Annotated in this window: 13 protein-coding genes; 6 read left to right on the top strand and 7 right to left on the bottom strand. The window is 71.3% G+C overall.

Annotated elements, in window-relative coordinates; translation table 11 throughout:
• Nucleotides 1-52: 52 nt before the first annotated feature.
• Entirely contained in the window at nt 53-748 is a 696-nt protein-coding gene (locus ACFWU9_RS26715) for a DedA family protein (protein ID WP_384322708.1), read from the top strand.
• Nucleotides 749-780: 32 nt separating this feature from the next.
• On the opposite strand, the gene ACFWU9_RS26710 is transcribed toward ACFWU9_RS26715, so the two are convergent.
• Nucleotides 781-1,311: a gamma carbonic anhydrase family protein gene (locus tag ACFWU9_RS26710; RefSeq protein ID WP_384322706.1), complete on the bottom strand. Its 531-nt coding sequence runs from the start codon at nt 1,309-1,311 to the stop codon at nt 781-783.
• 167 nt (nt 1,312-1,478) lie between these two features.
• Between ACFWU9_RS26710 and ACFWU9_RS26705 the strand changes: the two genes are divergently transcribed.
• Nucleotides 1,479-2,705: a cytochrome P450 gene (locus ACFWU9_RS26705; RefSeq protein WP_384322704.1), complete on the top strand. Its 1,227-nt coding sequence runs from the start codon at nt 1,479-1,481 to the stop codon at nt 2,703-2,705.
• 135 nt (nt 2,706-2,840) lie between these two features.
• On the opposite strand, the gene ACFWU9_RS26700 is transcribed toward ACFWU9_RS26705, so the two are convergent.
• The 5 genes from ACFWU9_RS26700 to ACFWU9_RS26680 all read right to left on the bottom strand — a co-directional run bounded on the left by ACFWU9_RS26700 (nt 2,841) and on the right by ACFWU9_RS26680 (nt 7,503).
• Nucleotides 2,841-4,163: a cytochrome P450 gene (locus tag ACFWU9_RS26700; protein WP_384322702.1), complete on the bottom strand. Its 1,323-nt coding sequence runs from the start codon at nt 4,161-4,163 to the stop codon at nt 2,841-2,843.
• Nucleotides 4,160-4,774, bottom strand: coding sequence for an ATP/GTP-binding protein (locus ACFWU9_RS26695; protein WP_384322700.1), 615 nt, complete (start codon nt 4,772-4,774; stop codon nt 4,160-4,162). Before ACFWU9_RS26695 ends, ACFWU9_RS26700 begins: the two co-directional genes overlap by 4 nt.
• A complete protein-coding gene (locus tag ACFWU9_RS26690; RefSeq protein ID WP_384322698.1) occupies nt 4,755-5,114 on the bottom strand; it encodes a DUF742 domain-containing protein in 360 nt (119 codons plus the stop codon). Before ACFWU9_RS26690 ends, ACFWU9_RS26695 begins: the two co-directional genes overlap by 20 nt.
• Nucleotides 5,111-5,542, bottom strand: a complete 432-nt coding sequence (locus ACFWU9_RS26685) for a roadblock/LC7 domain-containing protein (protein ID WP_384322696.1) — start codon at nt 5,540-5,542, stop codon at nt 5,111-5,113. The genes ACFWU9_RS26690 and ACFWU9_RS26685 overlap by 4 nt, the downstream gene beginning before the upstream one ends.
• Before the next feature lie 146 nt (nt 5,543-5,688).
• Nucleotides 5,689-7,503, bottom strand: a complete 1,815-nt coding sequence (locus ACFWU9_RS26680; protein ID WP_384322694.1) for an ATP-binding protein — start codon at nt 7,501-7,503, stop codon at nt 5,689-5,691.
• A 324-nt stretch (nt 7,504-7,827) separates the two neighbouring features.
• On the opposite strand from ACFWU9_RS26680, the gene ACFWU9_RS26675 reads away from it, so the two are divergent.
• The gene (locus tag ACFWU9_RS26675) at nt 7,828-8,658 is read left to right on the top strand and encodes an acyltransferase (protein ID WP_384322693.1); all 831 of its coding nucleotides are present in this window, start codon (nt 7,828-7,830) and stop codon (nt 8,656-8,658) included.
• Nucleotides 8,659-8,671: 13 nt separating this feature from the next.
• Here ACFWU9_RS26675 and ACFWU9_RS26670 read toward each other — a convergent pair whose 3' ends face one another.
• Nucleotides 8,672-9,538 (bottom strand): EamA family transporter, encoded by an 867-nt coding sequence (locus ACFWU9_RS26670; RefSeq protein WP_384322691.1) that lies wholly within the window; start codon nt 9,536-9,538, stop codon nt 8,672-8,674.
• Nucleotides 9,539-9,633: 95 nt separating this feature from the next.
• On the opposite strand from ACFWU9_RS26670, the gene ACFWU9_RS26665 reads away from it, so the two are divergent.
• From ACFWU9_RS26665 to ACFWU9_RS26655, 3 genes are all read left to right on the top strand, one after another.
• On the top strand, nt 9,634-10,206 hold the full coding sequence (locus ACFWU9_RS26665; protein WP_384322689.1) for a helix-turn-helix domain-containing protein: 573 nt from the start codon (nt 9,634-9,636) through the stop codon (nt 10,204-10,206).
• Between the two features lie 31 nt (nt 10,207-10,237).
• The gene (locus ACFWU9_RS26660) at nt 10,238-10,801 is read left to right on the top strand and encodes a YbaK/EbsC family protein (RefSeq protein WP_384322687.1); all 564 of its coding nucleotides are present in this window, start codon (nt 10,238-10,240) and stop codon (nt 10,799-10,801) included.
• A 463-nt stretch (nt 10,802-11,264) separates the two neighbouring features.
• Nucleotides 11,265-13,184, top strand: a complete 1,920-nt coding sequence (locus tag ACFWU9_RS26655; RefSeq protein WP_384322685.1) for a LamG domain-containing protein — start codon at nt 11,265-11,267, stop codon at nt 13,182-13,184.
• The last annotated feature ends 123 nt before the right edge of the window (nt 13,185-13,307 follow it).

Raw genomic sequence — 13,307 nt, 5'->3', positions numbered from 1 at the left:
CCTGGAAGGCGCTCGCCGGGCAGCGGCACATCCGACACGGAAGGAACCGGTCTTGCACGTCCAGGAGTGGCTGGAGACCGTACCCGCGATCAGCGTCTACATCCTGGTCGGAGTCGTGATCGGGCTCGAAAGCCTCGGCATCCCGCTGCCGGGCGAGATCGTTCTCGTCAGCTCGGCGCTGCTCGCCTCGCAGCACGGTGACATCAACCCGTACATCCTCGGCGCGTGCGCCACCGCCGGCGCGATCATCGGTGACTCGATCGGCTACGCCATCGGCCGCAGGGGCGGCAGGCCGCTGCTCGCGTGGCTGGGAAAGAGGTTCCCGGGCCACTTCGGCGAACCGCAGATCGCCCTGGCCGAGCGTTCGTTCCAGAAGTGGGGGATGTGGGCGGTCTTCTTCGGCCGGTTCATCGCACTGCTGCGGATCTTCGCCGGACCCCTCGCGGGCGTGCTGAGGATGCCGTACTGGAAGTTCCTCATCGCCAACGTCCTGGGCGGAATCCTCTGGGCCGGCGGCACGACCGCCGTCATCTACTCGGTGGGAGTCGTCGCCGAGGCCTGGCTCAAGCGCTTCTCCTGGCTGGGCCTCGTCCTCGCCGTACTGATCGGCATCACCTCGATGCTGGTCGTCAAGAACCGCGCCAAGAAAGCTTCGACACAGGCGCAGGCGCAGGCCCGGGCGGCGGACGCCTCCGCCAAGGACGGCACGGGCCCGCTCGACCCGGAGCCCGTCCCCGCCACCGACTGACGTCCGGGGCGTGATCGACAAGCCCCGCCCCGTCAGCCTTCGTGCACCGCCCGATGGCGTTCGGACAGCTCCAGATAGACCGCCGCGTTCAGCTTGATGCCCTCGCGCTCCTCCTCGGTCAGCTCCCGCTTCACCTTCGCGGGGATACCGGCCACCAGCGAACCCGGCGGTACGCGCATCCCTTTCGGTACGAGCGCCTGCGCCGCGACGAGTGAACCCGCGCCGATGTGCGCCCCGTTGAGCACGGCCGCGCCCATACCGATCAGCACGTCGTCCTCGACGGTGCAGCCGTGCAGCACCGCGTTGTGCCCCACCGAGACCCGCTCGCCGAGCGTGACGGGGGAGCCCGGATCGACGTGCACGGTGCAGTTGTCCTGGATGTTGCTGTCGGCCCCGATGACGATCGGACCGCCGTCCGCCCGCAGCACCGTGTGGTACCAGACGCTCGAACCGGCGGCCATGGTCACCTCGCCCAGTACCACCGCCGTCGGCGCCACGAACGCCGTCGGATCGATCGCGGGCTCCACGCCGCCCACACCCGCGATCAGTGCCCGCTCCGTCATACCGTCTCCTCCGGTGCCGTTCCGTGTCGCTCACGCGTACCGGAACCGTAGGCGACGCACCCCCGCGCTCCGGCACCAGGTGGCCCGGCGGACATCTGGCTGAACTGACGGTCTATCAATAGCCTGGCGGAGTCGAATGTCGCCGTCCCTTCGAGCGAGGGAGCTCCATGGCCACCGCACAGCAGGTCCCCGACATCCTGTCGGCGGAGTTCGCCGAGAACCCGTATCCCGCCTACCGCCTGATGCGCGAGAGCGCCCCGCTGATCTGGCACGAGGCCACCAAGAGCTACATCATCTCGCGGTACGAGGACGTGGAACGGGCCTTCAAGGACAGGGCGTCGGCGTTCACCACCGAGAACTACCACTGGCAGATCGAGCCCGTGCACGGGAGGACGATCCTCCAGCTGAGCGGCCGTGAACACGCCGTACGCCGCGCCCTCGTCGCCCCCGCCTTCCGCGGCGGCGACCTGGAGGAGAAGTTCCGGCCGGTCATCGAGGACAACGCCCGCCGGCTCATCGACACGTTCCGGCACACCGGAAGCGTCGATCTGGTGGACGCCTTCGCCACCCGCTTCCCGGTCAACGTCATCGCCGAGATGCTGGGACTCGACCAGGCGGACCACGCCCGCTTCCACGGCTGGTACACCACCGTCATCGCCTTCCTCGGGAATCTGTCCGGCGATCCCGAGGTGACGGCGGCGGGCGAACGGACGCGGATCGAGTTCGCCGAGTACATGATCCCGGTCATCCGGGCCCGCCGGGAGAATCTCGGCGACGACCTGCTCTCGACCCTCTGCGCGGCCGAGGTCGACGGGGTGCGGATGAGCGACGAGGACATCAAGGCCTTCTGCAGTCTGCTGCTCGCGGCCGGCGGTGAGACCACCGACAAGGCCATCGCCTCGATCTTCGCCAATCTGCTGGTCCACCCGGAGCAGCTCGCCGCCGTACGGGAGGACCGGAGCCTGATCGACCGGGCGTTCGCGGAGACCCTGAGGTTCACCCCGCCGGTGCACATGATCATGCGGCAGACGGCCGAGGAGGTCACGCTCAGCGGCGGCACGATACCCGCGGGGGCCACCGTCACCTGTCTGATAGGCGCGGCCAACAGGGACGGCGACCGCTTCGCCGAGCCGGACACCTTCGACATCTTCCGGGACGACCTCACGACCACGACGGCCTTCTCCGCCGCCGCCGACCATCTCGCCTTCGCGCTCGGGCGGCACTTCTGTGTGGGCGCGCTGCTCGCCAGGGCGGAGGTGCGGGCGGGGGTGGGACAACTGCTCGACGCCATGCCCGATCTGCGGCTGGCGAAGGGGTTCGACCCGGTCGAGCAGGGCGTGTTCACGCGCGGGCCGAAGTCGCTGCCGGTGGAGTTCACACCGGTGGCGAGCTGACCGCGCCGCATCCCGGCCCGTTCTCGATCGCCGTACGGGCTCCTCCGATCCCGGCCCCGTCACCGACCCCGTACGGCGATCCGGAACAGCGGCGGGGACTCGCCGCCGTCTCACGTCTCGGGGCGGGCACCGCGCTCACCGCACGACCGGCGTGAACGCGACCGGGAGCGCTGTCAGACCGCGCATCCAGATCGACGGCCGCCACGTCAACTCACCGGGCTCCACGGCCAGTACGACGTCCGGCAGCCGTTCGAGCAGGGTCTCGACCGCCGTACGGGCGATCACGTCGGCCAGCAGCGGCGCCGGATACGGACACCTGTGCTCGCCGTTGCTGAAGGAGAGATGCGCCGAGTTCTCCGCGCCGATATGGCCCTCCGGCCAGATCTGCGGATCGGTGTTGGCCGCCGCGAGACCGAGGACCAGACAGTCGCCCGCCCTGATGTGCCGCCCGCCCAGCTGGGTGTCGCGGACCGCCCACCGGCCGATGAAGTTCTGCGTCGGAGTGTCCAGCCACAGCACCTCGTTGAGCGCCTGACCGACGCTGAGCCGTCCGCCCGACACATTGAGCGCGAACCGGTCGTCCGTCAGCAGCAGACGCAGCGTGTTGCAGATCCAGTTGGCCGTCGGCTGCTGCGCCGCCGCGATGACGGAGATCAGGTCCTGCACGATCTCCTCGTCCGCGAGACCCGCCGGATGACCCAGCATCCGGGAGGTCACGTCGGAGCCGGGCCGGGCCCGCTTGTCCTTCACCAACTGCTGGATGCGCTCCTGCACCCGTACGTACGCCGACACCGGGTCGTCGCCCTCGGCGGCGTCCAGCGTCACCCGCAGATCGCCGACGAGCTCCTCCGTGTCGGCGCCCCCGGCCGGCATGCCGCACAGCTGGACGGCGGCGCGCATCGGCAGCGCGTGGGCGTACGAGGCCATCAGCTCGGCGCCTCCCGCACCCGCGAAGGCGTCGATGAGCTGCTCGGCGATCTGATGGCACTCATGGGCCAGTTCGAACTGGTCGACCGCCTCCAGCGCCCGGGTGATCACGCCGGCCCGCCGCTGATGCTCGGCGCCCTCGGTGAACAGCACGGACGGCTGGTGGCCGACGTACGGCAGCAGTGGCCAGTTCTGGGGGATGAGCGGCCACTGGTTCCAGCGGCGGGAGTCCCGGGCGAACAACTCGTCGTGGCTGGTCACATAGGTGACCTCGGAGTAGCCGAGGACCAGCCACGCGGGGACCCCGCCGTCGAGCAGGACGGGCGCCACCGGGCCGTGGTCGCGGCGCAGGCTGCGGTAGAGCTGCGAGGGGGTCTGCTGGAACTCCAGACCGCTCAGCGGCACCGAGTCGGGGTGCGCGGCGGGGCAGCCGGGCGGCGGCTGCGCCTCGGGGAGCGTGCCCGGGCCGTCGAGGGCCGGGGTGTGGAGGGCCGGGGTGTGGAGGGCGTGCGGATCGGTCATGTCGGTCATGGCGTCAACTCCCGTGCCATCGCGAGTTCGTAAAGGTGGTCCACGAGGGCGATCAGGACGTTCTTGCCGGACGAGCGGACCCGCGCGTCGCAGTTGATCAGCGGCACATGGTCGGGCAGCGACAGCGCCTGCCGGATCTCGTCGAGCGAGAACGCGGAGACGTCGTCGTCGAACCGGTTGACCGCGACCACGAACGGCGTCCTGTGATGCTCCAGCCGGTCGATCGCGTACCAGGACTCGCTCATCCGCCGGGTGTCGACCAGGACGACGGCACCCAGCGTGCCCGAGAAGAGGCGGTCCCAGAGGAACCAGAACCGCTCCTGGCCGGGCGCCCCGAAGAGATAGAGCACCACCCGGTCGGTCAGGCTGATCCGGCCGAAGTCGAAGGCGACCGTCGTCGTGGTCTTCGTGGTGAGACCGGCGGTCTCGTCGACCCCCACACCGGCCTGCGTCATCACCTCCTCGGTGTTGAGCGGACGGATCTCGCTCACCGACCGGACGAGGGTCGTCTTGCCGACCCCGAAGCCGCCCACGATCACGATCTTGAGTCCGGTCTCGGCGGCGTCGCCCAGGGGGGTCCGGGCGGGCGGCTCAGAGGTTGTGGAGTCCATGGAGCACCTCCTTCAGAAGGGCCACGTCGGGCAGGGCGGAGACGGACCGCGCCGCGCGTGGATGGCGGGCGGTGATCAGGCCCGTCGCCCGGAGGTCGCCGAGCAGGATCCGTACGACCGTCACGGGCAGTCTCAGCTCCGCCGAGATCTCCACGACCGCCGTCGGGTGACGGCACAGATCGAGGATGGCGCGGTGTTCCGACTGCGCCCCCCGGGTCGGCGCGCACTCGCTGACGACCAGCGTGACCAGGTCGAACGCGTCGTGGTCGGCGCGGCTGCGGCCACCGGTGACGGTGTACAGCCGGTCGGGATCGCCGATGTCGACGGGCGTGCGGATCATGACGTGGCGACCTCGGGAGCCACCGGGACCCGGGGCTCCGCCCGCAGATGCCCGCCGATCTGGTCGACCAGCTCGGTCATCTGATGTCCGACCACGCCCGGGTCGGCGCCGTCCGCCGCGACCACCGCGAGATGCGCGCCGTCGCCCGCCTCCACGATGAAGAGCAGACCGCCGTGGAACTCGGTCATCGAGTGCCGCACACCGCCCGTGCCGTTGCCGAACTCGACGGAGGCGCCCTGCGCGAGGGCCTGGATGCCCGAGCAGATCGCGGCCAGTTGATCGGCCTGGTCGAGCGTCAGATGGCGGCTCCAGCAGAGCTTGAGACCGTCGCGCGACAGCACCAGGGAGTGCCGGGTGCCGGGGGTGCGCTCCAGCAGGCTCTCCAGGAGCCAGGTCAGGCTGTTGTCAGTCGTCGGAAGGGGCTGCATGGGTTGCGTGGGGCCGGATCCGCCGGGGGAGCGGATCACCGGCCCGTGCCTCCAATCTCACGTTCTCGCGTTGCTCACGTTCGCTGACGGGGGTGGGCGCCGGCCGTGACGGTGCTTCCGGCGCCCTACGGGGAACGAGGAGCGCCTCATGAGGTGTCGCCGGACCTCGACTCCGGCCGGGGGTCGGGTCCGCGCCCGGAGCCGGGCCGGGGCCCCGGCCGGTGTCCCGGCTCCGGGCCGGCCTTGCCGGGAGCGCCGTCCACGGGGTGGCGGGAGCGGTGGAAGGCGTCGAACCGCGTTCCGGCGTCCCGGCCGGGCGGTACGGCCTTCGGCGCCGCCGTAGCGTCGCGCGTACGGTCCCGCTCGCCCGGGCCGCCGGTGCCGCCCGTGTCGTCGGTGGGCGCCCTGTCACGGTCCGCCGCCGCCATGGTGCGTCCCGGCGGCCGTACGGGCAGCCCGCCCGGCGTCGCCACCCGGGGACCGTCGACGGGCGCGGCGGGTGACGGGAGTGGTACCGAGGGCAGTTCGGGCCGCCGGGGGGCGACGGCCCGCCGGGGCGCCGTGGGCGCCTTCGCGGGCGCCGCGTGCCGGCCCGACAGCCGGTCCGCCGCGCTCCGCGGCTGGGCGAGGAGCTGCGGCGGGAAGAGGACGACGACTCCGGTGCCGCCGCGCGAGGAGGGACGGAAGTTGACGCTCAGGTTGTACTTCTCGGCGAGCCGGCCGACGACGGCCAGACCGAGCCGGGTCCCCTGGAGCGTCGCCAGGTCGTTCGCGCGGCCCGACACCGACTCCTCGGCGCGCCGCATGGCCGCGTCCGGCATCTTCAGCCCGCTGTCCTCGATGGTCACCACGATGCCCGCGGAGCGTTCCTCGACGTAGACGTGCACCTCGTCGATCGGCGGGGAGAAGTTGGCGGCGTTGTCCATCAGTTCGGCCAGCAGATGCATCACACCCTCGGCGGCGAATCCCGCGACGGCCGCGGTGCTGGAGCAGTGCAGCCGTACCCGCTGATAGGCGGCGATCCGGCCGACCGCGCCGCGCAGGATGCTCTCCATACCGATCGGCCTGTTCCAGGCGCGGCTTCCCCGGCCACCCATCAGCAGCGCCAGCCGGTCGGTCATCAGACCGAGTTGGGAGGTGTTGTGGTCGAGCCGCAGAAGATCGCCGAAGACCTCCTCGCCGTGACGTTCCTGCATCTCGCGGAGATCGGCCAGCATGCTCACCGCCTTGGCCTGCACCCGGCTCAGCGCCTTGGCGCCGGCCGTCCGCGCCGCCGCGCCCCGGCGCTCACTGACGGCGAAGTCCCGGACGATCGACTCGGTCAGGACCCGGAGCCGGGGATCGGACGGACGCTTCAGATCGGCCAGTACGGTGTCGGCGCCCCGGCCCTGGCGGAGCCCGCCGAGGGCGGTGGGCAGGGTCACCGTGGACAGCAGGTCCAGATCGTCGGCGACCTGGCCCAGCCGGGCCACCGCGGTCTGCCGCTCGGCGACGGCGGCGGACACGCGGTGCTCGCCGAGGGCCACCTCGGCGGCGAACGTCCTCAGAACGCCCTGGAGTTGGGGATCGGCCGGCGCGGGAGTGGTGGCGAGCGTCTCCTCGGCGCTCGCGCCGTCCCGGAGCCGTTTGACCACGCCGGGGAGCGTGACGTTCACCAGATGGGTAGACTCCGCGCCGTTCCTGGCCAGTTGGGCGTGGAGCGCCTGGATCTCGGCGCGGGCCGTCGTCGACGCACGGCCCTGACGCCGGAGCGTCAGTACGGCGCCGGCGACGACGGAGGCGAGGACCGCCCAGGCGACGACGAGCGTCGTCACCACCCACCCGCGCGCGGCAGCCGGGGCGGTGGCGGCGGCAGCGCCGGCCGCCACTCCCGCCACGAGCAGCAGGGCGGGCGGACCGGCGAGCGACAGGGGGCGCGTTCCGCGTACGCGGTGGGGGCTCGGTGTGACGGGCACTGACATTCCGCGGTCCCTCGGTATTCGAGTGCGGGGGGGAAACGGGGGGAGAAAACGGGGGAGAAGGGGGAAACGGACCGGCCGACCGGCGCGCGTCGGCCGTGGTGGGAGGCGCCAGGTGTTGGGCGTTCACGCTACTCACGGGGCGCGGTCCGGCAGGGGCGCCGCCGGGCGGTGCCCACCAATGAGGGAGTTGGCCGCGAAGTCGCCCACGCGGAGGGCGGAGCCGTGCTAAGCGGGCCTCGGGGGCGACGGGAGCCGGGCGACCGTGGGGTGAACGTCACAGGAGGGGCCGCCGACCGGCCCGCGCCCCGCCGATACCGTGGACAGGTGCCGAAGAGCCGAAACACGTTCTCATCGCCGAGCGCCTGGCGCCGCCGCCTTCTCGCGCGCGCGGTGCAGGGCGGCTGGCGGTGGATCCAGGAGGTCGGCGCGGTCACCGCCGAGCACCCGGGCAGGCTGCGCTTCCGCCGGATCGGCGCCGGCACCCGGCTCGCCTTCCCGCAGGGCACCGTCTTCGGTGAGCCGTGGATCGAGCTGGGCGACCACTGCGTCATAGGCGAACACGTCACGCTGACCGCGGGGATGATGCCCGGCCTCGACCTGGGCCCGGAGCCGATTCTGCGGTTCGGCGACGGTGTCGTCCTCGGCCGTGGCAGCCATGTCATCGCCGACACGGCCGTGACCATAGGCTCGGACACCTACTGCGGGCCGTACGTCTACATCACCTCGACCAATCACAGTTACGACGATCCACGGGTGCCCGTCGGCAAGCAGTGGCCCCGCACCGAACCGGTCTCGGTGGGGCCGGGCTGCTGGCTGGGCACCGGAGCGGTGATCCTTCCCGGGGCACGGCTCGGGCGCAACGTGGTGGTCGCGGCGGGAGCCGTCGTACGGGGTGAGGTGCCCGACCACTGCGTGGTGGCGGGGGCGCCCGCGCGGGTCGTACGGAGCTGGGACGAGGAGCGGGGCTGGCAGCCGCCGTTGCGTACGCCCGCGCCGGTGCCGATCCCGGAGGGTGTCACCCCGGAACAGCTGTTGGCGCTCTCGGAGTTGGACCTGGAACCGGACCGGGACTGCTCGGACCTGGAACCGGACCGGCCCTGCTCGGAGCCGGCCCCGGAGCGGCCCCGTTCCGAGCCGGCCCCGGACCCGTCCTAGGGCCTCGCGCGGTTCAGCCGGCCGCCAGCAGCACGGTGCCGATGAGCGCGAGCCCGGCGCCCGCCGCCTGGATCGCGCGCAGTCTCTCCTTCAGGACGCCGCGCGCGGCTATGGCCGTGATCACCGGATACAGCGAGGCCAGGACGGCGGCCACGGTGACGGGACCGTTCTGCGCCGCGATCGAGTACGTCCCGTTGGCGGCCACGTCCGCGAGACCCACGAACGCCAGCGCGGGCAGGGCCGTGCGGATCACCCGGAGCCCACCGTCCCCGGGCAGGGCGGGGGCACCTCGTCGTACCGACACGTACAGCGCGGCCCCGCCGACACCGACGTTGGTGACGCGCTGCACGAAGAGCGCCAGGAACAGACCCGTGACGGTCGTCGACGCGTGGGAGATCAGCGCCATGACCGCGCCGAAGCCGAACGCGGCGACCAGCGTCAACGCGATCGCCCGACGCCTGACCGCCGCCCCGCGCAGCTCGGGCCCTCCGGCCAGCACGATGCCCACGACGGCTACGGCGATCCCGGCGACCTGGAGGAGCCCGGGCCGCTCGCCGAGGGCGAGACCCACGCCCACCGGTACGACCACACCGATCGAGGCGAGCGGCGACACGACGCCCATCGGGCCGAGCGCGAGCGCCTTGTAGAAGGCGAGCATGGCGACGGGACCGACGACTCCGGCGCCGACCGCGTACCAGAGCAATGGTCCGGCCTCCGTCCAGGCGCCGGTCGCGAGGACGATCGCACCGAGGACAACGACGGCTATGGACTGGGAGAGCACGACCACGGTCAGGGCGGATACGCGCCGGGCGAGTATCCCACCGCCGAAGTCGGCCAGACCCCAGAGCAGGCACGTGGCCAGCGCGAACAGTGCGGTCATGACGTGAACCTCGCCAGTACAGTGTGGTGAACGGTTGGTGCACCACACCGTAGTGCAGTCCATTGAACTCTGTCATTGAATATATTGGACGGAATGTGTCGGACCTCGATCAGCTGACCCAGTCGCTCGCCCGCAATCTCAAACGGTGGCGCGGCGAGAGAGCGTTCACCCTCGACGCCCTGGCGGCCCGGTCGGGCGTCAGCCGGGGCATGATCATCCAGATCGAGCAGGCCCGCACCAACCCCAGCGTCGGTACGACGGTGAAGCTCGCCGACGCGCTCGGCATCAGCATCACCACGCTTCTCGACTACGAGCAGGGCCCGCAGGTCAGGGTCGTACCCGCCGACCAGACCGTCCGTATGTGGTCGACCGAGGCGGGCAGCGCCACCGTCCTGCTGGTCGGGACCGAGTCCCGGGGCCCGCTCGAACTCTGGTCCTGGAAGCTGGTGCCGGGCGAGCACAGCGACTCCGACGCGCACCCGGAGGGCACGACCGAACTGCTGCACGTCACCGCGGGCGAGCTGACCCTCGTGGTGGACGGTGTGCCGCATCCGGTCGCCGAGGGGGCGTCCGCGGTCTTCGAGGCGAACGTGCCGCACGCCTACCGCAACGAGGGCGAGGTGACGGTCGAGATGACCATGGCCGTCTCGATCCCGCCCGCGCGCTGAACCTCGCGGGGCCTTTGTTAACTTGACGCCCATGCGCGCGCCCATCGGAGACTTCGACAACGCCCGACCCGCCCCCGACTGCCTCGACCGGCTCACGGAGCCGGTCGCCGCCGCCGTACGGGCCTGGCAGGGCGATGTGCCCGCCGACCAGCTGCTCTACGTGGACACCTACCCGGAGATCGCGGACACCGCCGCCTTCGTGGAGCACCACGGCGCCGAACTTTTCGACCGGTCGGCCAACTGCGTGGTCGTCGCGGGCAAGCGCGGTGGCGATTCCACGCTCGCCGCCTGCCTCGTCCTCTCCCGGACCCGGGTGGACGTCAACGGAGTGGTACGCAGGCAACTGGGCGCCCGCAAGGCCTCGTTCGCCCCGATGGACACGGCGACGGGCGAGACGGGCATGGAGTACGGCGGCATCACCCCGATCGGCCTCCCGGCCGGCTGGACCCTGCTGGTGGACGCCGCGGTGGTGGACACGGACTGGATCCTGATCGGCAGCGGCCGCCGCCGGGGCAAACTGATCGTCCCGGGCAAGGCGTTCACCACGCTGCCGGGTGCGGTGGTCCTCGACGGGCTGGGAGTCACGGCCGCCTGAGGCCGACCGCGAGGGCGCGGAACGCGCGCAGGGCCCGCTGACTGCATGTCAGTCCCGCGTCTGTCCAGGGATTTCGCCTGCCTCGGCCACGTATCCGAGTTTTACCTTCTCTTTGGGTTGCGACTCGTCCGGCTCTCGTTTCACCGGAGTTCGGCCCGCGCCGGTGAGTTGTTCTCCTCGCCCGGGGTTTGCGCGGGGACGGATCGCGCCCGGCTGATGTCCCGGATTGCCGGACGGTGACGGTGCGTTCCGGAGGAAGGCGCCTCGGGCGGCGGGGTGATGTCGGTCACCGTTGACGGAGTGAACCGGTGATCATCTATGGTCCTGGCGTCTGTGTGCTTTCTGTGAAGCCGGGGTGGGAGAAGTGGGTATGGCTGGGTATGGCCGTCGTGGTCGAGACCGTGGCAGATGGCGTGGGCCGGTGATGGCCGCCGTGGTCTCGTCGCTTGTGTGCGGGGCCGCGGTGGCTCTTCCGGCCGCCGCGGCGGAGACACCGGCGTCGAGTGCGTCGGAGCGGGCCGCCGCCTCGGATGGCCAGGCTGTGGAGCGGCGCACCGACTCCGCGGTCCCGAAGGCTCCCCTCATCAAGGCCGTCTCCCCGTACACCCTGTGCACCGCGGATCTGTGCGAGGGCAAGGGCGGTCCTGGTGTGGCGGGCACCTTCACTTTCGAGGCCGATCCCACCGACACCGACGTGACGGGTTTCCGGTGGCGTCTGCTGAGCTCCTCGGCAGGTGAGACGAAGGAAGTCAGCGGCTCCTCCTACACGGAGACGACGGTGGTGCCCAAGCTCGCGGGCACCCAGGTGCTGTCGGTGGAGGCCAAGGATTCGGACAACCGCTACGGGCCTCCGGCGGAGTTCACGTTCAAGGTGGCACTGCCGGAAGGCGAGGCGGGTCGCTGGCGCTTCGATGACGGAGTGGCCGGTTCCGGGGTGACGGTGGCCAAGGACACCGCGACCGTCGGCCCCCGTCACGACGCCCATCTGCGGACGGCGGGTGCGGGCTGGTCGACGATGGCCCGGCGCGGCGAGGCCGACCAGTCCTTGTGGCTGGACAGTGCGACCCCCTCCCATCAGCGCGCCTACGCCGCCACCGAGGAGGCGGCGGTCGACACCGCGGATTCCCTGACGTTCTCCACCTGGGTCTATCTGACCGACGCCTCGTCCAGTCGCATGGTGATGACGGCGCCGGGCACCCAGGCGCAGGCCTTCGCCCTGTACTACTCGTCTTCGTCGAGGGGCTGGGTGTTCAGCCATACCGTCGCCGACTCGGCGACACCGGTGATCATCACGTCCCACAGCGACGCCGCCAATCCGCCGCTCAGGGTCTGGACGCATCTCACCGGAGTCTTCGACACCCACGCGGACACCGACCCCGCCAACGACACCCTTCAGCTGTACGTCAACGGACGGCCCCAAGGTACGGCGGTGAAGCTGGCCGCGGCGGCGACAGCCCAAGGTGCCACCTACCGGCCGTGGAACGCCCTCGACGGCCTGCAGTTCGGACGCTCCGTCATCCGCGGCGAGAGCGGCCTGTACTTCCGCGGCCGTATCGACGAGTCCGCCGTGTGGCGGCGGGCGCTCTCCCCGGACGAAGTCCTGGAGGAGGCACGCCTTCTGCAGGACGGGGTGCCGGCCAACGAACTGGTGGCGCGATGGGATGCGACCGGTGCCACCGGCACCACCGTCGGCGAGGTCTCTCCCTACCCGCATCCGGCGATGCGGTTGTCCGAGACCGGCGCGGTCCTCGACAGCGCCGACAAGGCCCTGAAGCTGGACGGCACCTCTGGTTACGCCTCGGTCCAAGGCCCGGTGGTGGACGAGACGGGTTCGTTCACCGTCTCGGCGCGGGTGAAGCTGGACGGGCCGGAGCTGGCCACCAAGCCGGCCGGTTACCGGGCGCAGGTGGCCGGACAGCGCGCCGGCGGTCAGTCGTCGTGGGCCCTGTGGGTCGTCAAGCGGGCCGAGGACCTTTACCAGTGGCAGTTCAGCCGCACCGCCACCGACGCCTCCGGCAAGGTGACGCAGGACACCGTCGTCACTCCCGCCGCGGACGTCGCCGAGGTCGACACATGGGTGGATGTGACGGGCGTCTTCGACGCGCAGGAACCCTTCGAGATCGCTGATCCCGAGGATCCGTCCCAGACACGCGACGGCCTGGGGGGACTGCGCCTCTACGTCGGATCCCACGATATGCAGAGCTCGGCCAATCGTGGCTTCCACGCGGTCCAGCAGGGTAGTGGCGAGCTCGCCGCCGGCCGGGGCACGCAGGGTGGCGCCACCGGCAACTACCTTCCGGGCAGCCTGCGACAACTCAGGATCTGGACGGGGGTCCTGACCCGCGATCAGATCAGGGAAAAGGTCCTGGACCCCGAGGCATGAGCCCGTGGAGGGGTGGGGGGGGCCTGGGGGCGCCCCCCAGCCCACCGCCCGGAACACCGCGCCCGCAGGGCGGAGGCCCGGCGGGGCCCGCCCGTAACAAAAGGGGGCGGCCAGACCCCGGCG

Source organism: Streptomyces sp. NPDC058653 (genome assembly GCF_042716895.1).
GTDB lineage: Bacteria > Actinomycetota > Actinomycetes > Streptomycetales > Streptomycetaceae > Streptomyces.
The sequence above is the reverse complement of the archived record's forward strand: the minus strand, read 5'-3'. Positions and strand labels throughout refer to the sequence as shown.

Coding starts and splice junctions, on each gene's coding strand:
- ACFWU9_RS26710 (WP_384322706.1), bottom strand. CDS start 1,311: ATGACGGAGCGGGCACTGATCGCGGGTGTGGGCGGCGTGGAGCCCGCG.
- ACFWU9_RS26705 (WP_384322704.1), top strand. CDS start 1,479: ATGGCCACCGCACAGCAGGTCCCCGACATCCTGTCGGCGGAGTTCGCC.
- ACFWU9_RS26700 (WP_384322702.1), bottom strand. CDS start 4,163: ATGACCGACATGACCGATCCGCACGCCCTCCACACCCCGGCCCTCCAC.
- ACFWU9_RS26695 (WP_384322700.1), bottom strand. CDS start 4,774: ATGGACTCCACAACCTCTGAGCCGCCCGCCCGGACCCCCCTGGGCGAC.
- ACFWU9_RS26690 (WP_384322698.1), bottom strand. CDS start 5,114: ATGATCCGCACGCCCGTCGACATCGGCGATCCCGACCGGCTGTACACC.
- ACFWU9_RS26685 (WP_384322696.1), bottom strand. CDS start 5,542: ATGCAGCCCCTTCCGACGACTGACAACAGCCTGACCTGGCTCCTGGAG.
- ACFWU9_RS26680 (WP_384322694.1), bottom strand. CDS start 7,503: ATGTCAGTGCCCGTCACACCGAGCCCCCACCGCGTACGCGGAACGCGC.
- ACFWU9_RS26670 (WP_384322691.1), bottom strand. CDS start 9,538: ATGACCGCACTGTTCGCGCTGGCCACGTGCCTGCTCTGGGGTCTGGCC.
- ACFWU9_RS26660 (WP_384322687.1), top strand. CDS start 10,238: ATGCGCGCGCCCATCGGAGACTTCGACAACGCCCGACCCGCCCCCGAC.